A 26,321-nucleotide genomic window follows, 5' to 3' on the forward strand; every position below is an offset into this window, starting at 1 on the left:
CGCTTATTCCGTCAAAGCTACCGTGTGCCACACGCGACTCGGGCAGGCCGGCCGCCGGCGTGCATACTTCTAAGGAAGAGGTGAGTGGCGGGCCCGGTCGCCGACAATCACCCGTTAGGACGCTGCAGGAAGTGCTCATGACCAAGCTGTCGGTAGTTGTCCCCTGTTACAACGAAGAAGCCGTCATCGACCGGTTCGACGCGGAGATCCGCCGGGTGCTGGACACCCTGCCCGTCGAGTACGAGGTCTGTTACGTCGACGACGGCAGCCGGGACGGGACCCTCGGCAAGCTCCGCAAGATCGCCGCCGAGTACGGGGAGCAGACGCGCTACGTCTCCTTCAGCCGGAACTTCGGCAAGGAGGCCGGCATGCTCGCCGGGCTCCGCGAGGCCACCGGCGACGCCGTGGTGATCATGGACGCGGACCTCCAGCACCCGCCGGAGCTGATCGCCACCATGCTGGAGCACTACCGGCAGGGCCACGACCAGATCATCGCCCGGCGCACCCGCGAGGGCGACAAGAAGCTCCGCTCCGCCCTCAGCCGCCTCTACTACCGCGGGGTCAACCGCTGGGTCGACGTGGAGCTCACCGACGGCGTCGGCGACTTCCGCATGCTGTCGCGCCCGGCCGTCGACGCCCTGCTCGCCCTCCCCGAGTACAACCGCTTCTCCAAGGGCCTGTTCTCCTGGATCGGCTTCGACACCGTCCACTTCGACTACCAGAACGCCCAGCGCGAGGCGGGCGAGACCAAGTGGAAGTTCGGGTCCCTGCTGAACTACGGCATGGACGGGCTGATCTCCTTCAACAACAAGCCGCTGCGCCTCGGTATCTGGCTCGGCGTGTCGCTGGTCGCGCTGACCGGCCTGTACGCGCTGTGGATCACCGTCATGGCGATCACCAACGGCATCGATTCGCCCGGCTACGTCACCATCGTCGCGATGATCGCCGGCATCGGCGGCATGCAGATGATCATGCTGGGTCTGATCGGCGAGTACATCGGCCGCATCTACTACGAGAGCAAGCGCCGCCCGCACTTCCTGGTCAAGGAGGCCCACGGCGCCGAGCGGATGCCCGGGATCTCCGAGGCCGTGATCACGGAGCGCAGCCGCTGATGAGCCGGCCCAGCCGACGCGACCAGCTCGGCCAGATCTTCCGGTTCGCCCTGGTGGGCGGGGTCAACACCGGCACCTTCTTCGGCATCTACCTGCTGCTGCATCCGTGGATGCCCTACTTCGCCGCGTACACCCTGGCCTTCGTGCTGTCGATGATCGGGTCGTTCTTCATGAACACCTACTTCACCTACCGCACCCGGCCCACCTGGAAGAAATTCCTCCTCTTCCCGCTGACGAACGTCACGAACTACGTGATCCAGTCCGCCGGCCTCTACGCCCTGGTGAGCTGGGCCGGAATGGACACCCGCATCGCGCCGCTCGTCGCGGCCGTCGTCGCCATCCCCTTCACCTTCCTGCTCTCGCGCCGGATCCTGATCCCCGGCACCGGGGCGGGTCCGGCCGGCGGCCCCGGACCGGAGCGGGTGTCGGAGCCCTCCTCGTCCACGGTCTGAAACCGGCGGGCGGGCCCGCCGCCCCACCCCGTAGATTGGCCCGGTCGCAGGGATCGGTCGGTTCGATGAGGGGAAAGACGTGTCAACGGCTAGGCAAGGTGTCGTGGACGCCCGCAGGATCGTGGTCAAGGTCGGCTCCTCCTCCCTGACCACCGCCGCGGGCGGCCTCGACGCCGACCGGGTGGACGCGCTGGTCGACGTACTCGCCAAGGCCCGCAGCGGCGGCGAGAGGGAGATCGTCCTGGTCTCCTCCGGAGCCATCGCCGCCGGCCTCTCCCCGCTCGGCCTGGCCCGCCGCCCCAAGGACCTCGCCCGGCAGCAGGCCGCCGCCAGCGTCGGCCAAGGTCTCCTCGTCGCCCGCTACACGGCCTCCTTCGCCCGCTACGGCGTCCGCGTCGGCCAGGTCCTCCTGACCGCCGACGACACCAGCCGGCGCGCCCACTACCGCAACGCCTACCGGACCCTGGACCAGCTCCTGGACATGGGCGCCCTGCCGGTGGTCAACGAGAACGACACCGTCGCCACCGACGAGATCCGCTTCGGCGACAACGACCGGCTGGCGGCCCTGGTGGCCCACCTCGTCCGCGCCGACCTCCTCGTCCTCCTCTCCGACGTCGACGGGCTGTACGACGGAGACCCGTCCCTGCCCGGCACCACCCGCATCGCGGAGGTACGCGGTCCCGAGGACATCGCCCACGTCTCCATCGGCAGCGCGGGCAAGGCGGGCGTCGGCACCGGCGGCATGGTCACCAAGGTCGAGGCCGCGCGGATCGCCGCCGCCGCCGGGATCCCGGTGGTCCTGACCTCCGCCAGCCACGCCGCCGACGCCCTGGCCGGCCGCGAGACCGGTACGCACTTCCACGCCACCGGCCGCCGCTCCGCCGACCGGCTGCTCTGGCTCCAGCACGCGTCGACCCCGCAGGGCCACCTCGTCCTGGACGACGGCGCCGTACGCGCGGTCACCGAACGCGGCAGCTCACTGCTGGCCGCCGGCATCGCCGCCGTCGAAGGCGACTTCAGCGCCGGCGACCCGGTGGAGCTGCGCGCCGCCGACGGCCGCGCCGTGGCCCGGGGCCTGGTCAACTTCGACGCCAAGGAACTCCCGCAGCTCCTCGGCCGCTCCACCCGCGAGCTTGCGCGGGAGCTCGGACCCGCGTACGAGCGGGAGGTCGTCCACCGCGACGATCTGGTGCTGCTCCAGGGCTGAGGTTCGGCAAAACCGCCGCGCGGCGGGCCGGGGACTGGTCAACTGTGTGGGGTGGACACGCGTGGCGCAGACAGGAGGCGGGCTGGTGAGACGAGCGCTGACCAGCGTGGGCGGCGGCGGGGACGAGCAGGCCGAGACCTCCCGGCTGTGGCACATCACCCTGAGCGTCTCCGGCAAACCGGCGCCGCTCTCCGAGGTGCGGCGCGGGCTGGAGCAGCTCGCGCACGACCACCCCTTCCTGCTGACCAGCCGGTACGCCGACGACCACGCGGAGATCCGGTACTGGGAGGAGGCCCGCGACCTCCACGACGCGGCGGCCGTCGCGCTGCGGCTCTGGGGCGAGCACCGCTCCTCGGCGCAGCTGCCGCCGTGGGAGATCGTCGGCCTGGAGGTCATCGACCGCCCCACGTACCGCCAGCGGGTGGCCGAAGGCTACGGCCCGCCCCCGGCCCACCCCGTAGGGGTGCACCCCTACTAGGCCCTGTCGTCAAAGTCCCGCCTGGCCCGCGGCCCCCGGCACCGCACCTCGCCGCGTTGTCGGGGCACCCGAGTACGTCCAGTACTCGGGCGCCCCTCCGCCTTGCGATGCACGGCACCGGACGCCGCAGGCCTGACCGGCGCTACTTTGACGACAGGACCTAGGCCGCCGTGCGAGGCACGGGCGTCCGGCAGCTCGGCGAACGGGGATCCGGGGAACGGGCATGGTGCGGCCGTGAGGGGGAGCCTTCCCGGAGCGCGGGCCGGTCCCCCGGGGCCTCCCGGCGACCGGCGGCCCGCACGCGCGGCCGGACCGGCCGGCCCGGCCGTCTCGGGGGATGGGAAGGGCGGCGGAGCCCGGGGCCGCGGGGATTACCCTGGGCCGCATGACCTCGCTCGACGACGCCACCGCCACCTCCCCCGTCACCGCCACCGCGCAGGCGGCCCGCACCGCCGCCGCCGCCATCGCGCCACTCCCGCGGTCCGCCAAGGACACCGCCCTGCTGGCCATCGCGGACGCGCTGGAGGCCCGTACGGCCGAGATCGTCGCCGCCAACGCCGTCGACACCGACAAGGCGCGCGCCGCCGGCACCAGCGAGACCGTCATCGACCGCCTCACCCTCACCCCCGAGCGCGTCCGCGCCATCGCCTCGGACGTCCGAGACGTCGCGGCCCTCCCCGACCCCGTCGGCGAGGTCGTCCGCGGCTCCACCCTCCCCAACGGCATCGACCTCCGGCAGATCCGCGTCCCCCTCGGCGTCGTCGGCATCATCTACGAGGCCCGCCCCAACGTCACCGTCGACGCCGCCGCCCTCTGCCTGAAGTCCGGCAACGCCGTCCTGCTGCGCGGCAGCTCCTCCGCCTATGCCTCGAACACCGCCCTCGTCGCGATCCTGCGCGACGCCATCGAGGGCGCCGGCCTGCCCGCCGACGCGATCCAGCTCGTCCCCGGCGAGTCCCGCGACTCCGTACGCGAGCTGATGCGCGCCCGCGGCCTCGTCGACGTCCTCATCCCGCGCGGCGGTGCCTCCCTCATCAAGACCGTCGTCGAAGAGTCCATCGTTCCCGTCATCGAGACCGGTACGGGCAACTGTCACGTCTACGTCGACGCCCAGGCCGACCTCGACATGGCCGTGGACATCCTCATCAACTCCAAGGCCCAGCGGCCCTCCGTCTGCAACGCGGCCGAGACCCTCCTCGTGCACCGCGACATCGCCGACGCGTTCCTGCCGCGCGCCCTCGACGCGCTCGCCGGCGCCGGCGTGACCGTCCACGGCGACGACCGGGTACTGGCCGCCGCCGAGGGCACCAAGGCCACCACGCTGCCCGCCACCGACGAGGACTGGGCCGCCGAGTACCTGTCGTACGACATCGCCGCCGCCGTCGTGGACTCCCTCGACGACGCCGTCACCCACATCCGCCGCTGGACCTCCGGTCACACCGAGGCGATCGTCACCACCTCGCAGGCCGCCGCCCGCCGCTTCACCCAGCTGGTCGACTCGACCACCGTTGCCGTGAACGCCTCCACCCGGTTCACGGACGGTGGCCAGTTCGGCTTCGGCGCGGAGATCGGGATCTCCACCCAGAAGCTGCACGCCCGGGGCCCGATGGGGCTTCCCGAGCTCACCTCCACCAAGTACATCGTCACCGGCGACGGTCACGTACGGTAGTCGCCCGGGACACGGTGTGGCCGGAATCAGGCTCACACCCTGCCCAAAGCGGCCCCCCAGGTCTACGCTGGTTCCGTGCCGGACGACGTGGGGGGCAAACCGTTCCCGGACGACGGGGAGCCCGACGACGACCGCGGAGGCGCGGATCACGAATTCGCCTCCGTGGTGTTCGACGAGGACTTCGTCCGGAATGCCGAGATCCACGAACCGAGCGCGGCCGAGCGCCAGCGCGCGGCCGACCGGGCGCGCGCCGAGGCCGAGGCCGCCCGCGTCGCCGGAGGCTGGGCGGCCGACGACGACTACGGCCACCCCGACGGGTACGGCCTCGACGACCCCGGATGGGAGTTCGGCCCGGACGGCCACGGCTACGCCGAAGGCCCGTACGGGGCGTACGGCGGAGCCATGCGCCCCTACCGCGGCCGCTCACCCTGGCTGCGCCCGGTCGCCTGGGTGCTCGCCGTCGTGATGGGGCTCGGCATGGTCGCGCTGGCCTTCAGCGCCGTCTACCGCAGCGCCTCCGGCGACCAGGACCCCGCACCCGCCCCCGCGAGCACCCCGCTGAGGGAAGTCACCGGCGTCGGCGCGTTTACGTACCCCGTCGGCCGCCAACCCTGAAGGTACGACCCCACTCGTTCACGCCGGAGCTGGGGGCTTCTCTGAAGCGGGGACAGCGGGAGAAGCGATGGCCGTTCCAGGAGATCCGCCCAACGGCACCCCCGAAGGCACCGGCGGGGGTGATGACGAACTGCGCCCGGACGAGTACCGCTCGGTGGTGTTCGACGAGGACTTCGTCCGTGCTGCCCGGCTCCAGGAGTTCTCCGCCCGGGAACGCATGGGCGAGCACGCGCGGGCCGTCCGCAGCCGTTCCATCTGGTCCGGCGGCGGCACCGCCCGGCCGCGCACCGGCACCCCGGCGCGCGGTGCCCGTCAGGGCATGCTGCTCGTCCTGCTCATCGCCACGGCCTTCGCGATCGCCGTCTACATGGGCCTTCGCAACCCGTACGCCCCTCAGCCCGGCGGCGAGACCGAACCGCTGAACAGCACCGTCGTCCCCCTGGCGGCGGCCGCCACGGTGCCCGGCGGCCGCCCGGCCGACCTCTACGCGAACAGCCCGGCCGCCGCGTACCGGGTGGGCGCGGCCGGGATCACCCTGCCGGCCGTCCGCCGCACGCACCACTTCACCGAGGGCCAGGTCGTCGCCGCCCTGTCCATCGCCAAGGACTACCTGGTCCAGTCCTCCCTGGACCCCGACGTGCTCTCCGGCGCCGCCTCCCGGCCCGTGCGGGTGCTGCTGGACCCCGGGCAGCTCGCCCAGTTCGACGAGAGCATGGCCTCGCCCTCCGCGGACGGCCGGCACGCCGCCACCGGCTGGCTGGTCCGCTTCGACCCGGGTACCGCCGTCGTCGCCGACAGCCGCGTCCGGGTGAACGGCACCCTCACCTTCCAGGAACTGAACCCGAAGCTGCTGGAGGTGAGCACGGATCACACTTTCGTGTACGCCGTACGGCCGGCGGCCGGGCCGCCCGCCGCCGACGGGGCCTCGCTGTTCACCGTCCGCCGCGAGCTGCGCCTGCGCTTCGACCGGGAGGACCTCATGGCCCGCCGGGCGGAGGTGACCTCGGCGTACGTGATGGCCGGGCCGCAGGACTGCGCGAGCGAGCCCGCCGGGGGATTCCGCCCGCTGCCGGCCGGCGCCGGGCCGACCACCGTGGGCCCGCCCGCGAGCGACCCGTACGCCACCGGCCGCCCCAGGCGCACGGCCGGGCTGTGCGGCGTACTGGCCCCGCCCGACGCGCAGGGCAGCCCGCGGGCCCTGCCGCAGCCGCCCCCGCCGGCCTCGGTCAGTCCCGTTCCGTAGAGCCCTTCGGCTCGCCGGAGCCGCCGGAGTCCCTGGTGGCGGCACCGCCCGTGCCGGTGAACCGGTCGCGCAGCTTCCCACCGAGGTCGCCCGCGCCGCCGGCGATGTCGCCGACCAGCTTCATCAGCGGGTCCTTGCTGGTGCGAACCGACTCCGCGTAGTGCGAGGCGGACTGGCGGAAGGAGTCGGTCACCGAGGTGTCCTTGTCCTCTTCCCGCCGGGGGTAGTGCCCGGCCACGATCCGCTGGTAGTCCCGGCTCTGGGACCACTTCTTCAGCTCGGCCGCCCGCACCGTGGTGAAGGGGTGGGTGCGCGGCAGCACGTTGAGGATCTTCAGGACGGAGTCGCGCAGGTCGCCGCTCTCCTCGTACTCCTCGGCCTGGGCCAGGAAGGCGTCGACGTTCATCTCGTGGAGGTGGTTGCCGCCCGCGATCTTCATCAGGCCGCGCATCGAGGCGTTGACGTCCTGCCCGACCAGCAGCCCGGCCCGGTCCGCCGACAGCTCCGACTTGCGGAACCACTCGCGCAGCGCGGTGACGATCGCCATGACCGCCACATTGCCCAGCGGGATCCACGCCACCTTCAGCGCCAGGTTCGTCAGGAACAGCAGCACCGTGCGGTACACGGAGTGCCCGGACAGCGCGTGGCCCACCTCGTGGCCCACCACCGCCCGCATCTCCTCCTCGTCCAGCAGCTCCACCAGCGCGGTCGTGACCACGATGATCGGCTCGTCCAGCCCGATGCACATCGCGTTGGGCTTCGGGTCCTGCTGCACGTACATCTGGGGGACCTTCTCCAGGTCCAGGATGGAACAGGCGTCGCGCAGCATCTCGTGCAGGTGCGGGAACTGGGTCTCGCCCACCCGCACCGAGTCCGACAGGAACAGCAGCCGCAGGCTGCGCTCCGGGAGCAGCCCGCTGAGCGCCTTGAACACGGTGTCGAAACCGGCGAGCCGGCGCAGCGCGACCAGCGCCGAGCGGTCCGCCGGGTGTTCGTACGCCCGCGAGGAAATCCCCGGGTACCTCCTGCGCTCGCGTGCCGGTGTCTTCACGGATCCGGTGTCCGTCATGGGCCCTCCCCCTGGGTCGGCTGTGGTGACGTGCCTCTATCCTCGTCCAACGCCTGAGTCGGCGTGAGCGTGCCCCGGGCCCCCGCATACGATGTGAGGGAAGTCTCCGCCCGCTCTCCGACTCGATAGGTACCTGCCTGATGAGCCTCTCCACCACCGCCCACAACCTGGTCGTCCTCGCCGCGGAGGAAGGGGGGAAGCACGGCGGCGGCCACGACAGCCTGAACCCGTACCTCACCGGTGGCGCCGCGTTCGTCATCCTGATGCTCATGCTCTGGGTGACCACCCGCCTGAACCGCGACCGCTGAGCCGGGTTCCCTTCTGTACCGGGCCTCCGCGCGCGTGCCACCGGGCCAGTAGGCTCTGCGCTCATGGGAGAGCAGGAAATGCCTACGGGCCCGGTCAAGCGCCGGCTCGGAGTGATGGGCGGGACGTTCGACCCGATCCACCACGGACACCTGGTGGCCGCCAGTGAGGTGGCCGCCCTTTTCCACCTCGACGAGGTGGTCTTCGTACCCACGGGCGAGCCGTGGCAGAAGTCGCAGCGGGCCGTGTCGCCCGCCGAGGACCGCTACCTGATGACGGTCATCGCGACCGCCTCCAACCCGCAGTTCTCCGTGAGCCGCATCGACATCGACCGCGGCGGCCCGACGTACACCATCGACACCCTGCGGGATCTGAGCGCGCTCAACGCCGACGCCGACCTGTTCTTCATCACCGGCGCCGATGCCCTCGCCCAGATCCTGACCTGGCGCAACGCGGACGAGCTGTTCTCCCTCGCCCATTTCATCGGAGTGACCCGGCCCGGCCACGTCCTCACCGACGACGGACTGCCCGAGGGCGGGGTCTCCCTGGTCGAGGTGCCCGCGCTCGCGATCTCCTCCACGGACTGCCGTACGCGGGTCGCCCACGGCGACCCGGTCTGGTATCTGGTTCCGGACGGTGTGGTGCGCTACATCGACAAGCGCGAGCTGTACCGGGGAGCCTGAGCTTCCGGAGAGAGGGGCACCGCGGTGAACGACCCACAGGATCCGTACGACCCGTACGCCGCCCAGCAGCAGCTCATCGGCTACGACCCGTACGGCAGGCCCGTGTACGGCCAGGCGGCCGCACGGCCCGAACCGCCCGCCCCGCCCCCGTACGGCCGGCCCCACGAGCAGTACCCGCAGTACGAGCAGTACCCGCACTACCCGCAGTACCCGCAGTACGAGCAGCCCTACCCGCCGCCGCAGCAGTACGACGCCCACCCGCGGCAGCAGGAGTACCCGCAAGGCCCCGCCCCCGGGTACGACACCCAGCAAACCCAGCAGTGGATCCCGCAGCAGACGGCCCCACAGCAGCCGCCGGCCCCGGCACCCGCACCGGCACCCCCCGCCCAGGTCCCCGAACCGCGCCGGGCTGCGCCCGCCGGATCCCCCTCCGAGAGCCCGGACGGCCCCGGCGCCGGCCGTGACTACCGCACGGAGCAGTTCGCCTTCATCGACCGGCCCGACGAGGACTCCGAGGACGTCATCGACTGGCTCGCCTTCACCGAGAGCCGGACCGAGCGCCGCGAGGAGGCCCGCCGCCGCGGCCGCAACCGGGGCGTCGCCCTGGTCGTCGTCCTGGCCCTCTTCACCGTGGGCGGGCTCGGCTACCTCTGGTACGCGGGCAAGCTGCCCTTCATCGACGGCCCCGCGCAGCAGCAGGGCGCGGCGGCCGCCACCGGGGCGCAGAAGCGCGACATGATCGTCGTGCACCTCCACAACACCAAGCGGGGCGGCAGCTCCACCGCCCTGCTCGTTGACAACGTCACCACCGCGCGCGGCGCCACCGTCCTGATCCCCAACACCCTGGGCGTGCCCAAGCAGGACGGCACCGGGACCTCCCTCGGCAAGGCCGTCGAGGAGGGCGGCCTCGGCACCCGGGAGTCCCTCGACACCGTGCTCGGCACCCGCATCGGCGGCACCTGGCGCCTGGACACCCCCTTCCTGGAACGGCTCGTCGAGCTGATCGGGGGCATCGAGGTGGACACCGACGCGGCCGTCCCGGCCGACGAGCAGGCCCGGACCCCGGCCGTGGCGCAGGGCCCCCGACAGAGCCTGACCGGGGCGATGGCCGTCGCGTACGCCACGCACCGGGGCCAGGGCGAACCGGAGGCCAGGCAGCTGGAGCGCACCGGCAGGGTGCTCTACGCCGTCCTGCGCAAGATCCCGGGCGACCCGAAGGCGGCGGCCACGACCGTGGAGAGCATGGGCCAGATCCTCGACCCGGGACTGGACGCCCAGAACCTCGGCGGCCTGCTGTCGCGGATCGGCGAGCACGCCAAGGCGGCGGCGTACCGCACCGAGGTGCTGGCCGTGAAGCCGGACGGAAGCCTGACCGACGAGGCCAACCGGAAGGTGGTCAAGGAGATCCTCGGCGGCTCCTTCACCGCGGCCCAGCCCGGCGCCGTCCCGCGCGTGGGCCTCAAGGACGCCACCGGCAGCGAGAAGGCGCAGGTCGCGGCGAAGGCCGCGCTGCTCAACGGGGGCTACGGCTTCGTGGACGGCGGCAAGGCCGACGGGACGGCGGCCACCACGCGGATCACGTACCAGGACGACGCGCAGCGGGACCGCGCGATCGACGTCGCCAAGACGCTGGGGCTGCCGGAGACGGCCGTGAAGAAGGCCGAGAACGCGGTGAACGCGGACGTGGTGGTGCTGCTGGGGAAGGACTACAACCCGTCCTGACCTGGTGATTGCGCCCGCGCGAACCGTTGCGCGCGGGCGGTGGCGGCGGTACGTGAGACCCTTGTAGGAATCTGCCCGCCAACCCGAAAGCATGGCCAGTGACCGCCACGGACCGCTCCATCGAGCTCATCACCACCGCCGCCCAGGCGGCGGCCGACCGGCTCGCGCACGACATCATCGCGTACGACGTCAGCGACGTGCTGTCGATCACCGATGCCTTCCTGCTCGCCTCGGCGCCCAACGACCGCCAGGTCAAGTCGATCGTCGACGAGATCGAGGAGCGCCTCCTGAAGGAGCTCGGCGCCAAGCCGGTGCGCCGCGAGGGCGACCGCGACGCCCGTTGGATCCTCCTCGACTACGTCGACATCGTCGTCCACGTCCAGCACAGCGAGGAGCGCGTCTTCTACGCGCTGGAGCGCCTGTGGAAGGACTGCCCCGAGATCGAGCTCCCCGAGGACGCCAAGCTCACCCTCGGCAAGGCCGAGGAGCACGCCAAGCTGCGCGAGGCGCAGGGGGACGACGAGCTGGACGGTGATCTGTTCTGAGCGCGCCCACCACCGCTGCCGGCCGGCCCGGCAGGAAGATCGTCCTCTGGCGGCACGGCCAGACCGCCTGGAACCTGGAGCGCCGGTTCCAGGGTTCGACGGACATCGAGCTGACCGAGACGGGTGTGGCGCAGGCGCGCCGCGCCGCCCGGCTGCTCGCCTCGCTGAAGCCGGACGCCATCGTCGCCTCCGACCTGCGGCGGGCGGCGGACACGGCCGCCGAGCTGGCCGCCGTCACGGGCCTGCCGGTGGCACACGACGAGTCGCTGCGCGAGACGTACGCCGGTGACTGGCAGGGGCTCACCCACGAGGAGATCCTCGAGAAGTACGGCGAGCAGTACGCGGCCTGGAAGCGCGGCGAGCCCGTCCGCCGCGGTGGCGGCGAGCTGGAGACCGAGGTCGCCGACCGCGCCGCTCCGGTGGTGCTCAGCCACGCGGACCGGCTGCCCGAGGGCGGCACGCTCGTCGTCGTCAGCCATGGCGGCACCATCCGTACGACCATCGGGCGCCTGCTGGGCCTGGAGGCGTACTACTGGGAGGGCCTCGGCGGGCTCTCCAACTGCTGCTGGTCCGTCCTCGGTGAGGGCGCGCGCGGCTGGCGCCTGCTGGAGCACAACGCCGGCACGCTGCCGGAACCGGTGCTCGGCGACGACGACTGAGGCCTCCGCGGTGTCCCGCGGGGCGGCTCGGACCCGGATTTCACTTTCCGGCTGGTCACAGGCTAGAGTTCTTCTTGTTCGCAGCGAAGAACACCGGAAACGGGGGGAACGCCGCGGAGAGCGGGGCTATAGCTCAGTTGGTAGAGCGCCTGCATGGCATGCAGGAGGTCAGGAGTTCAATTCTCCTTAGCTCCACAATCAGGATCCCGTCCCCAACAGGGGGCGGGATCCTTGCGTTTGTTCCCCTTTGTGCGCTTGCTGCCCCGTTCGCTGCCGACGTGGCAGAATCGGACGGCCGGAGGGGGACACGACGGCCCGACGCGGGAGGGAGTCGCTGACGGATGGGTGCACACCGGCGGCGGTGCGACTGGTGCAACAACGGCACGCCGATCGTGCGGGACATGGAGCCGGTCAACCCCGACTACCAGTACTGGTGCGAGGAATGCGCGCGGGCGCTGATCATAAAAGGCGACCCGATCGAGACGTACCGGGAGCTGGAGGGCGAGCCGATCTACGGCCGCCTGCTCGACGAGCACTGCACGCTGAAGCGGTTCTACCAGTTCGCCCGGGCGTGACGGCTCGGGTCGGATCGGCTTGGGACGGATCGGCTTTCGGGTCGGCTCGGGGACCGGATCGGATCGCGGCGAATCACTCAAAACGGGCAGGGCGGGCAGGCGTCGGAGCCCCGGAAGGGCTCGTGGAAGGGCTCGGGGAAACCGATTTTTGGACTGGGGCCATGACCGTGTAATGTTCTCGATGTCGCCAGGGGGAACCGGCAAGGGAAACCGAGAAGGGGCCCGGCGGCAGAGAGAAACAAGGGGCTATAGCTCAGTTGGTAGAGCGCCTGCATGGCATGCAGGAGGTCAGGAGTTCAATTCTCCTTAGCTCCACAGTGAAGAAGCGGGCCACCCGGATCGGGTGGCCCGCTTCTCGTCGTGCCCGGCCCGTGGAACGTCCGAGCGCCCGTGGGGGCCGCTGCGGTACCCTGACGCCATGCGTGCCGTACGCCTTCTGCTTACCGAGCCGCGCTGATCAGTACCGACCCTTCGAGACGGTCGGCACCGGCGCGGCGTCCCCTCCTGTGCGAGGGGTTTTTTCGTTTGGGCAGGCAGAGACGGCAGAGACGATCGATGGAGCTTCAGGAATCATGAGCGAGACGAACACCCCGGCCCCCGAGGCGGCCGAGGGGCACCGTTACACGGCTGCCATGGCCGCCGACATCGAGGCACGCTGGCAGGACGTATGGGACGCGGAGGGCACCTACGAGGCGCCGAACCCGACCGGTGACCTGGCCGGCGACCCGGCGGTCGTCGCCCGGCCCAAGAAGTTCATCATGGACATGTTCCCGTACCCCTCCGGTGCGGGTCTGCACGTCGGCCACCCGCTGGGCTACATCGCCACCGACGTGTACGCGCGCCACCAGCGCATGTCCGGCCACAACGTCCTGCACACCCTGGGCTTCGACGCCTTCGGCCTGCCCGCCGAGCAGTACGCCGTGCAGACCGGCACCCACCCGCGCGTGTCGACCGAGGCGAACATCGAGAACATGAAGGTCCAGCTGCGCCGGCTGGGCCTGGGCCACGACAAGCGCCGCTCCTTCGCCACGATCGACCCCGAGTACTACAAGTGGACCCAGTGGATCTTCCTGCAGATCTACAACTCCTACTACGACGCCGACGCGAAGAAGGCCCGGCCGATCTCCGAGCTGGTCGCCGCCTTCGAGAACGGCACCCGCGAGGTCCCCGGCGGCCGCGCCTGGGCCGGCCTGACCGCCGCCGAGCGCGCCGACGTCCTGAACGGCTTCCGCCTGGCCTACGCCTCGGACGCGCCCGTCAACTGGTGCCCCGGGCTGGGCACCGTACTGGCCAACGAGGAGGTCACCGCGGACGGCCGGTCCGAGCGCGGCAACTTCCCCGTCTTCAAGTCCCGGCTGAGCCAGTGGAACATGCGGATCACGGCCTACGCCGACCGCCTGCTGGACGACCTGGACGCGCTGGACTGGCCCGAGGCCATCAAGCTGCAGCAGCGCAACTGGATCGGCCGCAGCGAGGGCGCGCGCGTCGACTTCGCGCTGGGCGACGAGGCCATCACCGTCTTCACGACCCGCCCCGACACGCTGTTCGGCGCCACCTACATGGTCCTGGCACCGGAGCACCCGCTGGTCGAGAAGTTCGTCCCGGCCGCCTGGCCCGAGGGGACCCACGACGTGTGGACCGGCGGGTACGCCACCCCCGCCGAGGCCGTGGCCGCGTACCGCAAGCAGGCCGCCTCCAAGTCGGACGTCGAGCGGCAGGCCGAGGCCAAGGACAAGACCGGTGTCTTCACCGGCGAGTACGCGGTCAACCCGGTCAGCGGCGAGAAGGTCCCCGTCTTCATCGCCGACTACGTCCTGATGGGCTACGGCACCGGCGCGATCATGGCCGTCCCGGCGCACGACGCCCGCGACTTCGAGTTCGCCCGCGCCTTCGAGCTGCCGATCCGCTGCGTCGTCGAGCCGACGGACGGCCGCGGCACCGACCCGGCCGAGTGGGAGGACGCGTTCGTCTCCCACGACGCCAGGCTGGTCAATTCCGCCGGCGAGGGCATCTCGCTGGACGGCCTGGGCGTCGTCGAGGCCAAGGCCGCCATCACCGAGTGGCTGACCGGACGCGGCATCGGCGAGGGCACCGTCAACTTCCGCCTGCGCGACTGGCTCTTCAGCCGCCAGCGCTACTGGGGCGAGCCCTTCCCGATCGTCTACGACGAGGACGGCATCGCCCACTCCCTGCCCGAGTCGATGCTGCCGCTGGAGCTGCCGGAGGTCGAGGACTACTCGCCGCGCACCTTCGAGCCCGACGACGCCACGTCGAAGCCGGAGACCCCGCTGTCGCGCAACGAGGCGTGGGTCAACGTGGAACTGGACCTGGGCGACGGCGTCAAGCGGTACCGCCGCGAGACCAACACCATGCCGAACTGGGCCGGTTCCTGCTGGTACGAGCTGCGCTACCTGGACCCGAACAACGCCTCGGCCCTGGTGGACCCGGAGATCGAGCAGTACTGGATGGGCCCGCGCGAGGGCGCGCCGCACGGCGGCGTCGACCTGTACGTGGGCGGCGCCGAGCACGCCGTGCTGCACCTGCTGTACGCCCGCTTCTGGTCCAAGGTGCTGTTCGACCTGGGCCACGTGTCGTCGGCCGAGCCGTTCCACAAGCTCTTCAACCAGGGCATGATCCAGGCGTACGCCTACACCGACGCGCGCGGCGTGTACGTCCCGGCGGCCGAGGTCGAGGAGCGCGACGGCGGCTACTTCCACCAGGGCGAGCCCGTCAAGCGCGAGCACGGCAAGATGGGCAAGTCCCTGAAGAACGCCGTCACGCCCGACGAGATCTGCGCGGAGTACGGCGCGGACACCCTGCGCCTGTACGAGATGGCGATGGGTCCGCTGGACGTCTCGCGTCCGTGGGACACCCGCGCCGTCGTCGGCCAGTACCGCCTGCTCCAGCGCCTGTGGCGCAACATCGTGGACGAGGAGACCGGCGCGGTCACCGTCGTCGAGGGCGAGCCCGACGAGGCCACCCTGCGGGCCCTGCACAAGGCCATCGACGGGGCCGGCTCGGACATGGAGGGCCTCCGCTTCAACACGGCCATCGCGAAGATCACCGAGCTGAACAACGCCCTCACGAAGGCGGGCCGCCCGCTGGAGCGGTCCGTCGCCGAGCGGCTGGTGTTGCTGGTCGCCCCGCTGGCGCCGCACATCGCGGAGGAGCTGTGGCACCGACTGGGCCACACCGACTCGGTGGTCCACCAGGACTTCCCGGTCGCCGACCCGCGGTACGTCGTGGACGAGACGGTCACCTGCGTGGTCCAGGTCAAGGGCAAGGTCAAGGCGCGTCTGGAGGTACCGCCGAGCATCTCGGAGGCCGAGCTGGAGCAGCTGGCCACCACCGACGCGGGCGTCGTCGCGGCCCTGGGCGGCGCCGAGATCCGCAAGGTGATCGTGCGCGCGCCGAAGCTGGTGAACATCGTCGTCTGAGCCGCCCGGAACTCCTCGTGGGGCCGTTCCAAGGCCTTCATGGGGGAGATCCCGTACGGGCAGGTTGGGGGTTCGACGGGAACCCCTGGCCTGCCCTCGGCGTTTACGGTGGAGGGGTCGGGAACAGGCCGGGGAAGGGAACCTCATGGAGGTAGGCGCGTTGATCATCATCTTTGCTCTGGTGGTGCTGTTCGCCTTCCTGGGGCTGGGCGCCTGGGCCACGGTCAAGGCGGTCGGCGCGGCGAAGCGCGGCGTCGACCGGACGATCACGCAGGCCCGCCGGACGGTGGAGGACACCACCCTGAAGGCCAGGAGCATCGCCCAGCCCGGGGTGACGGGGTCGCTCGCCCAGCTGCGCCTGGACCTGCGGAACTCGATGCGCGCCACCCAGACCGCCCTCTACGAGGGCGTGCGGGCGGACAGCTCGCTGAGCGAGTCCATCGCCCTCTTCGAGAGGCTGAGCCGGCACGGGCACGAGCTGGACGACGAGCTGAAGCGCCTGGAGCAGGACCCCGACCGCAAGCGGATCGCGGAGCGCCTGCCCGAGCTGCGGGAGCGCACCCTCAAGATCAAGCAGTCGGCCGATTCGCTCCGCTGGGCCGCGCGCGACCGCGCCCAGCGGTTCGCGGACGACGAGCTGGCGCTCCTCTCGGAGCAGATCGAGGTCGAGTCGGGCGCCCTGCGCGACTGGTCCCGGGAGCCGGCCGACGACCTGGCGGCCGCCGCGGCCGCCTGGGACGCGGCTCAGACGGCCGAGGCGGCCCGCACGGCCGAGGCCGGGCCGGCCGCGGCCGCGGGTGCCGCCACGGGGGCGCGGCGGGACGCGGAAGCGGGGCGTCCGGCGGAATCGGGCCGGGCTGCGGAAGCGGGGCGTCCGGAGCTGAACCCTTCCGCGCCGGCCGCCGCCTACCCCTGGCAGAAGGCTCCGAGGCCCGAGACCACCACCTGAGCGGAGGGCGGTCCGGGGCGCGGGGGATGCCCGGGCTGCCGGAACACCTCCTCTGCCGGTAACCTCCGGCTCATGTCCCGCCATGTCGCGATCGTCACCGATTCCACGGCCTACCTGCCCCCACAGGCGATGGCGCGGCACGGGATCACCTCCGTCCCCCTGACCGTCGTCCTGGGCGACGAGGCACTGGAGGAGGGGACCGAGATCTCCGCCCGCAGCCTCGCCGCGGCCCTGCAGAAGCGCCGCTCGGTCACCACCTCCCGCCCCGGTCCGGAGCAGTTCGTACGGGCCTACCGGGCCGCGGCGGACGCCGGCGCCACCGGCATCGTCAGCCTCCACCTGTCCGCCGAGTTCTCCGGCACCTACGACGCCGCCGTCGTCGCGGCCCGGACCGCCCCCGTGCCGGTCCGCGTCGTCGACACGGGCATGGTCGCCATGGCCCTCGGCTTCTGCGCCCTGGCCGCCGCGGAGACGGCCGACGCCGGAGGCTCCGCCGACGAGGCCGTGGCCGCTGCCGAGAAGCGGGCCGCGGACATGGCGGCCTACTTCTACGTGGACACCCTCGACTACCTCCGGCGCGGCGGCCGGATCGGGGCCGCCCAGGCGCTCCTCGGCTCGGCGCTGGCGGTCAAGCCGCTGCTGACGCTGGACGGCGGGCGGATCGAGATGCTGGAGAAGGTGCGCACGGCCTCCAAGGCCATCGCCCGGCTGGAGGAGCTGGCCGTCGAACGGGCCGGGGCGCGCAGCGTCGACGTCGCCGTCCACCACCTCGCAGCCCCGGAGCGGGCCGAGAAGCTGGCCCAGCGGCTGCGCGAACGCATCCCCGGTCTGGTCGAGCTGCACGTCAGCGAGGTCGGCGCGGTGATCGGCGCGCACACCGGGCCGGGGCTGCTGGCCGCGGTCGTCTCGCCACGCTGATCACCCGGAAGGGTGGCCAGGTTATCCACAACGGGCCGGTCATCCACCGGAATTGAGCGCTCCGAGCGGTGGGCCGGGATCGGTCCTAGCTTCGGTGGCATGACTCTTCGAACGCGTGCTTCGCATCTCGTTTCGCATTCCGTTCCGGGTCCTGGGGCGGGTTTCGGTTCGGGTCCTGTGCCGGGGCCCGGGTCCGGTGCCGGCTCGGGTCCCGTGCCGGGGCCTGTGCCGGGTCCCGTTTCACGTCTCGCGTCGGGTCCTGCCTCGCGTGTCGCCGGGGCTTCCCCAAGGGCGGCCGGCGGCGGTGGCGGTGGCAGTGGGCCCGGGCGGGGACGCCGGTCCGACGGCAGGTTCCGGGACCGCGGCCGCACCCGGTCCCGGCCCGATCCCGCCGAGGTGCGGCGCAGGGCCGAGGCCCTCCTCGCGGGGGTCGCACCCGCGCCCTCGCAGGCGGAGACCGGGGCCTACCCGCCGGTGGCGGATCCGCCGGATGACGCGGAACCGGTGGGTGTGCCGGGGGCCGGGGAGGTGCCGGACCGTGTGGCGGTGCCGGGGGCCGGGGAAGCGCCCGATTCCGTCGGGGTGTTGGGGGCGCGGGAGGCGCGGCGGCTGGCTCTGCGGGAGCGGCTGCCCGTGTGGGTGCAGGCGCGGTGCGGGGTGGAGCCTCGCACGGTGGCCGCCGTGGTGGTGGTGCTGGCGGCGGCGGTCGGCTTCGCCGCCCAGCAGTACTGGTCGGGCCGGCCGCAGCCGGTGACGGCCCCGGCCGTGATCGGCCCGGCGCCCGCCGCTTCGCCCGCGGCGGCGGGTGCGGCTCCGGCCGGTGCGGGTGCCCGCATCGTGGTGGACGTCAGCGGCAAGGTGCGCGACCCCGGTGTGCGGCGGCTGCCCAGCGGCTCCCGGGTGGAGGACGCGCTGGCCGCCGCCGGGGGAGTGCGGCCGGGCACGGACACCACCGGGCTCAACCGGGCCCGGGTCCTCGTCGACGGCGAACAGGTGCTGGTGGGGGTCGCCCCGCAGCCGCCGCCGTCGGGTGGGCCGGGTGCCGGGGGCGGGGGCGGTGCCGGTCCGCTGAGCCTCGGCAGCGCCACCGTCGAGCAGCTGGACGGGCTGCCCGGGGTGGGGCCCGTGCTCGCCCGGAACATCGTCGACTTCCGCACCGCCCGGGGCGGGTTCCGGGCCGTGGAGGACCTCCGGCAGGTCAACGGCATCGGCGAGCGGAGGTTCGCGGAGCTGCGAAGGCTGGTGCGGCTGTGAGCACCGCCGGGGAGCGTACGGGGCCGGGGTGTGCCGGGGCCGGGTGCGCCGGCCCGCCCGGGTGCGCCGGGGCCGGGTGCGTCGAGCTGGAGGCGGCCCGGCGGGAGCGGACCGGGCCGGTGGACCTGCGGCTTGCGGTGCCGGCCGGGGCGGCCTGGGCCGCGGCGGCCCTGGCGCTCGGGGTGCCGGGCGGGTGGAGCGCCGCCGGGGCGGGGCTCGCGGTGGCCACGGCGGGCGTGCTGCTGCTGGTCGGCTCCAGGCGGCCGCAGCCGCGGTGGAGGGTCGGACCGGCCGTGGCCGCCGCGCTGCTGTGCGCCGCCGCGGGGGCGGGGGTGGCCGGGCTGGAGCGTGCCGGGGCGCGGGCGGGACCCGTGGCCCGGCTGGCCGGCGAACACGCCCGGGTGCGCGCGGAGCTCACCGTCGGCTCCGACCCCCGGGTGGCCCGCGGCGGGGCCGGGCCGCCGCTGGTGGTGCTGGACGCGGTGGTGACCGGGGTGAGCGGGCCCGACGGGACGCGGACCCGGGTGGAGACCCCGGTCCGGGTGCTGGCCGGGCATCCGGGATGGGCCGTTCTGGAGCCCTCGACCCGGGTCGTGGTGGTGGCCCGGCTGGCGCCGGCGCGGGCCGGGGAGCGGGCCGTGGCGCTGCTCCGCCCTCCGGGGGACGCCCCGCCCGGGGTGACGGGCGGCCCCGACCGGGTACAGCGGCTCGCGGGGGTGCTGCGCGCCGGGCTGCGGGAGGCCACCGACGGGCTCCCGGCGGACGCCAGGGCCCTGCTGCCGGGCCTGGTGGTCGGGGACACCTCGCGGGTGCCGCCCGAGCTGCACGAGGCGTTCAGGGCCACCGACCTGCTGCACCTGCTGGCCGTCTCCGGGTCCAACCTCACCGTGGTGCTGTACCTGCTGATCGGGCCGCCGGCCCGCGCGCAGCACGCCGAGCGGCGCGGGCTCGCTCCCCGGCTGGGGCTCTCGCTGCGGGCCACCGCGCTGGGCGGCGCGGCACTGACGCTGGCCTTTGTGGTGGTGTGCCGGCCTGACCCGAGCGTGCTGCGGGCCGCCGCGTGCGGGGCGGTCACCCTGCTGGCCCTCGCCACCGGCCGGCGCAGGTCCCTCATCCCGGCGCTGGCCGGGGCCGTGCTGCTGCTGGTGCTCTACGACCCGTGGCTGGCCCGCAGTTACGGGTTCCTCCTCTCGGTGCTGGCCACCGGGGCGCTGCTCACCCTCGGGCCCCGCTGGGCCGGGGCCCTGCGCCGGCGGGGGACCCCGCCGCGTCTCGCGGATGCCCTGGGGGCGGCCCTCGCGGCGCAGGCCGTGTGCGCGCCGGTGGTGGCGGTGCTCTCCGCCCGGGTGAGCCTGGTCGCGGTGCCGTGCAACCTGCTGGCGGAGCTGGCGGCGGGCCCCGCCACCGTGCTCGGCTTCGCGGTCCTCGCGGTGGCCCCGCTGTGCATGCCCGCGGCGGAGCTGCTGGCCCGGTGCGCTGCGGTGCCCGCCGGGTGGATCGCCGCCGTGGCGCGGGGCGGGGCGCGGCTGCCGGGGGCGGAGCTGCCCTGGCCGGGCGGGCTCGGGGGCGGGCTGCTGCTGGGGGTGGTCACGTCGGCCGTCGTGTGGCTCGGGGTCCGGATCGGGCGGCGGCGCGGGGTCTGCGCCGCCGTGGCCGTGCTGCTGCTGATCGCGGTGCTGCGGCCGCCGCAGCTGATCCGTACGGTCACCGGATGGCCGCCGCCGGACTGGAGTTACGTCCAGTGCGCCGTGGGCCAGGGCGATGCCGCCGTGATCGCCGCCGGTCCGGGGACGGCCGTCGTGGTGGACGCCGGGCCGGAACCGGGGCCGGTGGACGACTGCCTGCGCCGCCTGGGCGTGAACCGGGTCCCGCTGCTCCTGCTGACGCACTTCCACGCCGACCACGTGGGAGGGGTTTCCGGGGTGCTGCGGGGCCGGTCCGTGGGTGTGATCGAAACCACCACCCTGGAGGAGCCGCCCGCGCAGGCGGCCGCGGTCCGGCGGGCGGCCGCGCGAGCCGGGGTGCCCGTCGTGCCGGCGGTGCCGGGGGAGCGGCGCCGGACCGGGCGGCTGGAGTGGCAGGTGCTGTGGCCGTCCGCGCGGGCTCCGGTGCCCGAGGGGCCCAACGACGCGAGCGTAGCCCTGCTGGTGCGCGCCTCGGGCCTGACGCTGCTGCTGCTGGGAGATCTCGAACCGCCCTCCCAGGAGGCCCTTCTGAGGGAGCATCCGGAGTTGGGGCCGGTGGACGTGCTCAAGGTCGCCCATCACGGTTCGGCGCACCAGGACCCCGGCCTCCAGGGCCGGATCCGGCCACGGATCGCGATCGTCCCGGTCGGGGCGGACAACCGCTACGGACACCCCGCGCCGAGGACGATCGCGCAGCTCAGAGCCCATGGGGCGACCGTGCTGCGCACCGATGAGGACGGTTCCGTGGCCGTCGCCGGGAGCGGCGCGGGGATGCGTGCGTTTCCGGCCAGGCGGCGTCCGGGCCGGCCCGGGCATACCGGGCGCGACCATTCTGTTTGCCCCCAACCCGACAGCATGATCGAATGCGTCTTCGCGAGCACGGTCCAAGTCCACACAGCACGGGGGTGCACCAGTCATGTTCGGTCGCAGGCGGGGGACGGATCCGGCCGCGGGTGCCGGGCCGCAGACATCCGCGACGCTCACATTGCCGCCCACGGCGCGCCTGTTGAGCTGCCGGGTGCTCGATACGGTCCACCAGCCGATCCGGCAGGCCAAGTTCGAGGTCACGGACCCGATCGGCCGACGGGTCGTCAGCGGCGAGACCGATCCGTACGGCGGCTTCACGGCGGCCATGCCGGAAGGCGAGTACCGGCTCACCGTGACCGCCGAGGGCTACGCGCCCTTCCACGGGGCGACGCTGGTGGGGGACCCGGCGCAGCCCGGCACGGCGGAGATCGTCCTGGACGCGGTGGAGCCGCCGCTGCTGCCGCAGCCCGGCCACTGGGAACTGGACCCGACGCATTCGTCGATCGCCTTCACGGCCCGGCACATGGGCTTCGCCCGGATCCACGGCCGGTTCGCGACCTTCGCCGGCGCGGTGCGGATAGCCGAGCGCATGGAGGACTCCACCATGCACGTGATCATCGATACGGCGAGCATCGACACCGGGATGCGCAGGCGGGACGACCACCTGCGGTCCGCCGACTTCCTGGACGCGCCCCGCCACCCGCGGGTGGAGTTCTACAGCGAGCGGTTCATCCACCGCAGCGGCAGCCGCTGGGCGGTCGCCGGGGCCCTCACCCTCCGCGGGGTCAGCCGTTCCGTCACCCTCGACACCCAGTACCTGGGGAACGGCACGGGCCTGGAGGGCGAGCCGCGAGCCGCCTGCCGGGCCACGGCCGAGCTGAACCGCGCGGACTTCGCCCTGAACTGGCAGTCGGTGCTGGCCCAGGGGATCGCGGCGATCGGGCCGAGCGTGGAAGTGGAGCTGGACGTACAGATCGTCCACAAGGCGTAGGGGGCGGGCGCACCGTCCTACGGGGCTTCCAGCCAGCCCTCGTACTCGGCGGCGAGCTCGTCCAGCGCGGGGGCGTCGAGGTGTCCGCGGGGGTCCTCGACGACCACCAGCCACTGGGCGTCCTCGGCGTCGTCCTCGCCGGCGAGGGCGTCGCGCACCAGCTGGGGTTCCTCCGGGAGGCCGAAGCGGTCGACGACCTCCTGGGCCACCTCCTCGGCGGCGTCGCGGTCGGGCAGGACCAGTACATGTCGCACGTTCACCCGACCATTCTCGGGTACCGGGCGCGGGGCGCTGTCAGTGCGGCGTGGGATGCTGGGGGCGATGGCCACCAGGAAGAACCCCACCGACGATCCGCTCGCCCCGATCACCCTCGCGGTGGGGCAGGAGGACCTGCTGCTCGACCGCGCCGTGCGGGAGGTGGTGACGGCCGCCCGCGCTGCCGACGCCGACACCGACGTACGGGACCTCTCCTCCGAGCAGCTCCAGCCCGGCACGCTGGCGGAGCTGACCAGCCCCTCGCTGTTCTCCGAACGGAAGGTCCTGATCGTGCGGGGCGCCCAGGACCTGGGCGCGGACGCGGCGAAGGAGCTCAAGGCGTACCTCGCCGATCCGTACGAGGAGATCACCGTCGTCCTCCTGCACGCGGGCGGGGTGAAGGGCAAGGGCCTGCTGGACGCCGCGCGCAAGGCGGGTGCCCGCGAGATCGCCTGCCCGAAGATGACCAAGGCGGCGGACCGGCTGTCGTTCGTGCGCGGGGAGTTCCGGACGCTGGGGCGCTCCGCGACCCCCGAGGCCTGCCAGAACCTGGTCGACGCGATCGGCAGCGACCTGCGCGAGCTGGCGAGCGCGGCGGCGCAGCTGTGCGCGGACGTGGAGGGCACGATCGACGAGGCCGTGGTCGGCCGCTACTACACGGGCCGGGCCGAGGCCTCCAGCTTCACGGTCGCCGACCGGGCGGTCGAGGGCCGGGCCGCGGAGGCCCTCGAAGCCCTCCGCTGGTCCCTCGCGACGGGCGTCGCCCCCGTCCTGATCACCAGCGCCCTGGCGCAGGCCGTCCGGGCCATCGGCAAGCTCGCCTCCGCCCCGCGCGGGGCCCGTCCGGGCGACCTCGCCCGGGACCTCGGCATGCCGCCGTGGAAGATCGACCGGGTCCGGCAGCAGATGCGGGGCTGGTCGGCGGACGGCGTCGCGGACGCGCTGCGCGCCGTGGCCGCGGCCGACGCGGGCGTGAAGGGCGGCGGGGACGACCCGGAGTACGCCTTGGAGAAGGCGGTCGTGGCGGTCGCCCGCGCGGCCCGCCCCCAGCGCCGCTGACCGGCCACCCCCCGGCGCCACTTCCTGCGCTCCCGGGGCGCCGGTGCGCCGGCCGGCCGCTGACCGCCGGACACACGAAGGCCCCGGACACCGCCCTGGGGAAGGGCGGAGGCCGGGGCCTTCGGTCACTGCTGTGTGCGCCGCACCCGCGTGGCGAACGCAGGCCGCGTGCGGCGCGGGGTGCCGGTCAGGAGCGGAAGAGAGGGCCCGCTGGGTCCGTCCCGGCGTTCACATCGAGTGCGGAACTCAGATGGCGGCAACCTTGGAGGCCAGCGCCGACTTCTTGTTGGCGGCGGCGTTCTTGTGGATGACACCCTTCGAGACGGCCTTGTCCAGCTTCTTGGAAGCCAGGCGCGCCGCAGCGGTGGCCTTCTCCGCGTCGCCGGCGAGGATCGCCTCGTTGGCCTTGCGGATGAAGGTGCGCAGCTCGGACTTGACCGACTTGTTGCGAAGGCGAGCCTTCTCGTTGGTCTTGTTCCGCTTGATCTGGGACTTGATGTTCGCCACGAAAGAGCCTTTTCAGGTTCAGAGTATTTTCCGGATTGTGTCCCGTCTGCTGAGAGGGCATGCGAGACACAGCCACCCAGGCTACCAGGCACGCTTCGACCGGCCCAAACCGAGCGCATCCCCGCGTCCATGGGACCATGGGAGTCTGCGTACCGATCCGACAGCAGATCCGACAGCGACCCGAGAATCAGGACACTGCGTGCCCGCCATCCCCAGCCACGTGCCCGAGCCGAGCCGTACCGACCCGGCGCTGATCCGTAACTTCTGCATCATCGCGCACATCGACCACGGCAAGTCGACCCTTGCCGACCGGATGCTCCAGCTCACCGGCGTCGTCGACCAGCGGCAGATGCGCGCCCAGTACCTCGACCGCATGGACATCGAGCGTGAGCGCGGCATCACGATCAAGTCCCAGGCGGTCCGTCTGCCCTGGGCCCCCACCGAGGGTGCGGGCACGGGCACCACGCACATCCTGAACATGATCGACACCCCCGGGCACGTCGACTTCACCTACGAGGTCTCGCGCTCCCTCGCCGCGTGCGAGGGCACGATCCTCCTGGTGGACGCCGCCCAGGGCATCGAGGCCCAGACCCTCGCCAACCTGTACCTGGCGATGGAGAACGACCTCGCGATCGTCCCGGTCCTCAACAAGATCGACCTGCCGGCCGCCCAGCCGGAGAAGTTCGCCGAGGAGCTGGCGAACCTGGTCGGCTGCGACCCGGACGACGTGCTGCGCGTCTCGGCGAAGACCGGTCTCGGTGTGGACGCCCTGCTCAACCGCGTCGTCGAGACCGTCCCGGCCCCGGTCGGCGTCAAGGACGCCCCGGCCCGCGCGATGATCTTCGACTCGGTCTACGACTCGTACCGCGGCGTCGTCACCTACGTCCGTGTCGTCGACGGCCAGCTCAACAAGCGCGAGCGCATCAGGATGATGTCGACCGGCGCCACCCACGAGCTGCTGGAGATCGGCGTCTCCTCCCCGGAGATGACCCCGGCCGACGGCATCGGCGTCGGCGAGGTGGGCTACATCATCACCGGCGTGAAGGACGTCCGTCAGTCCAAGGTCGGTGACACGATCACCAGCCTGCACAACGGCGCGACCGAGGCCCTCGGCGGCTACAAGGACCCGAAGCCGATGGTCTTCTCGGGCCTGTACCCGCTGGACGGCTCGGACTACCCGGACCTGCGCGAGGCGCTGGACAAGCTCCAGCTCAACGACGCCGCGCTGGTGTACGAGCCCGAGACCTCGGCGGCGCTGGGCTTCGGCTTCCGCGTCGGCTTCCTCGGCCTGCTGCACCTGGACGTGGTCCGCGAGCGCCTGGAGCGCGAGTTCGGCCTCGACCTGATCGCCACCGCGCCGAACGTGGTCTACCGGGTGGTGCTGGAGGACGGCAAGGAAGTCACCGTCACCAACCCGAGCGAGTTCCCCGAAGGCAAGATCAAGGACGTCTTCGAGCCGGTCGTACGGGCCACGATCCTCGCGCCCAGCGAGTTCATCGGCGCGATCATGGAGCTCTGCCAGCAGCGCCGCGGCACCCTGCTCGGCATGGACTACCTCTCCGAGGACCGTGTCGAGATCCGCTACACGCTCCCCCTCGCGGAGATCGTGTTCGACTTCTTCGACCAGCTGAAGTCCAAGACGCGCGGTTACGCCTCCCTCGACTACGAGCCCACCGGCGAGCAGGCCTCCAGCCTGGTCAAGGTCGACATCCTGCTGCACGGCGACAAGGTCGACGCCTTCTCCGCCGTCTGTCACAAGGACGCCGCCTACGCCTACGGCGTGCGCCTGGTGGCCAAGCTGCGCGAGCTCATCCCTCGGCAGGCCTTCGAGGTGCCGATCCAGGCCGCGGTCGGCTCCCGCGTCATCGCCCGCGAGACCATCCGCGCCATCCGCAAGGACGTCCTCGCCAAGTGCTACGGCGGTGACATCTCCCGCAAGCGGAAGCTGCTGGAGAAGCAGAAGGAAGGCAAGAAGCGGATGAAGATGGTCGGCTCCGTGGAGGTCCCGCAGGAGGCCTTCATCGCCGTCCTGTCCAGCGACGAGTCCGGCGCCAAGAAGAAGTAGCCGCCGTATGCGAAACAGGCCCCCGAGCGTAGGCCCGGGGGCCTGTTTCGTTATGAATC

At 72.6% G+C, this 26,321-nt stretch carries 23 protein-coding genes, 2 tRNA genes and 1 pseudogene; 23 read left to right on the forward strand and 3 right to left on the reverse strand.

The features are described from left to right. Positions 1-137 precede the first annotated feature (137 nt). The 7 genes from ACZ51S_RS15380 to ACZ51S_RS15410 all read left to right on the forward strand — a co-directional run bounded on the left by ACZ51S_RS15380 (position 138) and on the right by ACZ51S_RS15410 (position 6,776). On the forward strand, positions 138-1,112 hold the full coding sequence (locus ACZ51S_RS15380; protein ID WP_388938948.1) for a glycosyltransferase family 2 protein: 975 nt from the start codon (positions 138-140) through the stop codon (positions 1,110-1,112). Then, positions 1,112-1,564, forward strand: coding sequence for a GtrA family protein (locus tag ACZ51S_RS15385; protein ID WP_388938950.1), 453 nt, complete (start codon positions 1,112-1,114; stop codon positions 1,562-1,564). The genes ACZ51S_RS15380 and ACZ51S_RS15385 overlap by 1 nt, the downstream gene beginning before the upstream one ends. 79 nt (positions 1,565-1,643) lie before the next feature. Next, complete coding sequence (gene proB / locus ACZ51S_RS15390) at positions 1,644-2,771, forward strand: glutamate 5-kinase (protein ID WP_388938951.1); 1,128 nt, start codon at positions 1,644-1,646, stop codon at positions 2,769-2,771. 82 nt (positions 2,772-2,853) lie between these two features. Next, entirely contained in the window at positions 2,854-3,249 is a 396-nt protein-coding gene (locus ACZ51S_RS15395; RefSeq protein WP_388939133.1) for a hypothetical protein, read from the forward strand. A 385-nt stretch (positions 3,250-3,634) separates the two neighbouring features. Beyond that, on the forward strand, positions 3,635-4,918 hold the full coding sequence (locus ACZ51S_RS15400; RefSeq protein WP_468884098.1) for a glutamate-5-semialdehyde dehydrogenase: 1,284 nt from the start codon (positions 3,635-3,637) through the stop codon (positions 4,916-4,918). 75 nt (positions 4,919-4,993) lie between these two features. Next, a complete protein-coding gene (locus tag ACZ51S_RS15405) occupies positions 4,994-5,533 on the forward strand; it encodes an SCO2584 family spore wall biosynthesis protein (protein WP_468961016.1) in 540 nt (179 codons plus the stop codon). Between the two features lie 67 nt (positions 5,534-5,600). Further along, a complete protein-coding gene (locus ACZ51S_RS15410) occupies positions 5,601-6,776 on the forward strand; it encodes an SCO2583 family membrane protein (RefSeq protein WP_468884095.1) in 1,176 nt (391 codons plus the stop codon). Here the strand turns inward: ACZ51S_RS15410 and ACZ51S_RS15415 are convergent. Beyond that, positions 6,760-7,845 carry a M48 family metallopeptidase gene (locus ACZ51S_RS15415; RefSeq protein WP_468477803.1) on the reverse strand — a complete coding sequence of 362 codons (1,086 nt, stop codon included), beginning with the start codon at positions 7,843-7,845 and terminating at the stop codon, positions 6,760-6,762. The two genes, ACZ51S_RS15410 and ACZ51S_RS15415, sit on opposite strands and share 17 nt — an antisense overlap. A gap of 140 nt (positions 7,846-7,985) precedes the next feature. Here ACZ51S_RS15415 and ACZ51S_RS15420 point away from each other — a divergent pair, with 140 nt between their 5' ends. The 14 genes and pseudogenes from ACZ51S_RS15420 (at position 7,986) to ACZ51S_RS15485 (ending at position 22,376) form a co-directional block, all read left to right on the forward strand. Next, a complete protein-coding gene (locus tag ACZ51S_RS15420) occupies positions 7,986-8,153 on the forward strand; it encodes a hypothetical protein (RefSeq protein WP_388938960.1) in 168 nt (55 codons plus the stop codon). A gap of 63 nt (positions 8,154-8,216) precedes the next feature. Further along, the gene (gene nadD, locus ACZ51S_RS15425; RefSeq protein ID WP_388938962.1) at positions 8,217-8,834 is read left to right on the forward strand and encodes a nicotinate-nucleotide adenylyltransferase; all 618 of its coding nucleotides are present in this window, start codon (positions 8,217-8,219) and stop codon (positions 8,832-8,834) included. Between the two features lie 24 nt (positions 8,835-8,858). Next, positions 8,859-10,556, forward strand: coding sequence for an LCP family protein (locus ACZ51S_RS15430; protein WP_468961018.1), 1,698 nt, complete (start codon positions 8,859-8,861; stop codon positions 10,554-10,556). 98 nt (positions 10,557-10,654) lie between these two features. Beyond that, positions 10,655-11,101 carry a ribosome silencing factor gene (gene rsfS / locus ACZ51S_RS15435; protein WP_388938965.1) on the forward strand — a complete coding sequence of 149 codons (447 nt, stop codon included), beginning with the start codon at positions 10,655-10,657 and terminating at the stop codon, positions 11,099-11,101. After that, the gene (locus tag ACZ51S_RS15440; RefSeq protein ID WP_388939134.1) at positions 11,098-11,760 is read left to right on the forward strand and encodes a histidine phosphatase family protein; all 663 of its coding nucleotides are present in this window, start codon (positions 11,098-11,100) and stop codon (positions 11,758-11,760) included. The genes rsfS and ACZ51S_RS15440 overlap by 4 nt, the downstream gene beginning before the upstream one ends. A 122-nt stretch (positions 11,761-11,882) precedes the next feature. Then, positions 11,883-11,955: transfer RNA gene (locus ACZ51S_RS15445), tRNA-Ala, on the forward strand. A gap of 146 nt (positions 11,956-12,101) precedes the next feature. After that, positions 12,102-12,335 carry a hypothetical protein gene (locus ACZ51S_RS15450; protein WP_007264019.1) on the forward strand — a complete coding sequence of 78 codons (234 nt, stop codon included), beginning with the start codon at positions 12,102-12,104 and terminating at the stop codon, positions 12,333-12,335. Between the two features lie 242 nt (positions 12,336-12,577). Then, positions 12,578-12,650: transfer RNA gene (locus tag ACZ51S_RS15455), tRNA-Ala, on the forward strand. Positions 12,651-12,907: 257 nt separating this feature from the next. Next, complete coding sequence (leuS, locus tag ACZ51S_RS15460; protein ID WP_468477805.1) at positions 12,908-15,772, forward strand: leucine--tRNA ligase; 2,865 nt, start codon at positions 12,908-12,910, stop codon at positions 15,770-15,772. Positions 15,773-15,917: 145 nt separating this feature from the next. After that, positions 15,918-16,721, forward strand: coding sequence for a hypothetical protein (locus ACZ51S_RS15465; protein WP_468802001.1), 804 nt, complete (start codon positions 15,918-15,920; stop codon positions 16,719-16,721). 72 nt (positions 16,722-16,793) lie between these two features. After that, positions 16,794-17,639 carry a DegV family protein gene (locus ACZ51S_RS15470; protein ID WP_388938970.1) on the forward strand — a complete coding sequence of 282 codons (846 nt, stop codon included), beginning with the start codon at positions 16,794-16,796 and terminating at the stop codon, positions 17,637-17,639. 225 nt (positions 17,640-17,864) lie between these two features. Beyond that, positions 17,865-18,893: a ComEA family DNA-binding protein gene (locus tag ACZ51S_RS15475; RefSeq protein ID WP_468961021.1), complete on the forward strand. Its 1,029-nt coding sequence runs from the start codon at positions 17,865-17,867 to the stop codon at positions 18,891-18,893. An 86-nt stretch (positions 18,894-18,979) separates the two neighbouring features. Beyond that, positions 18,980-21,358: pseudogene (locus ACZ51S_RS15480) on the forward strand (ComEC/Rec2 family competence protein); the annotation flags it as partial. 136 nt (positions 21,359-21,494) lie between these two features. Next, the gene (locus ACZ51S_RS15485) at positions 21,495-22,376 is read left to right on the forward strand and encodes a YceI family protein (protein WP_468477808.1); all 882 of its coding nucleotides are present in this window, start codon (positions 21,495-21,497) and stop codon (positions 22,374-22,376) included. A gap of 17 nt (positions 22,377-22,393) precedes the next feature. Here ACZ51S_RS15485 and ACZ51S_RS15490 read toward each other — a convergent pair whose 3' ends face one another. Next, entirely contained in the window at positions 22,394-22,636 is a 243-nt protein-coding gene (locus ACZ51S_RS15490; protein ID WP_388938975.1) for a hypothetical protein, read from the reverse strand. Between the two features lie 61 nt (positions 22,637-22,697). Here ACZ51S_RS15490 and holA point away from each other — a divergent pair, with 61 nt between their 5' ends. Beyond that, a complete protein-coding gene (gene holA / locus ACZ51S_RS15495; protein ID WP_467886161.1) occupies positions 22,698-23,690 on the forward strand; it encodes a DNA polymerase III subunit delta in 993 nt (330 codons plus the stop codon). Between the two features lie 246 nt (positions 23,691-23,936). Here holA and rpsT read toward each other — a convergent pair whose 3' ends face one another. Then, positions 23,937-24,197 carry a 30S ribosomal protein S20 gene (gene rpsT / locus ACZ51S_RS15500; RefSeq protein ID WP_030030523.1) on the reverse strand — a complete coding sequence of 87 codons (261 nt, stop codon included), beginning with the start codon at positions 24,195-24,197 and terminating at the stop codon, positions 23,937-23,939. A 199-nt stretch (positions 24,198-24,396) separates the two neighbouring features. Between rpsT and lepA the strand changes: the two genes are divergently transcribed. Then, entirely contained in the window at positions 24,397-26,262 is a 1,866-nt protein-coding gene (gene lepA / locus ACZ51S_RS15505) for a translation elongation factor 4 (RefSeq protein ID WP_388938980.1), read from the forward strand. Positions 26,263-26,321 lie beyond the last annotated feature (59 nt).

The organism is Streptomyces sp. NPDC034043 (genome assembly GCF_055575675.1).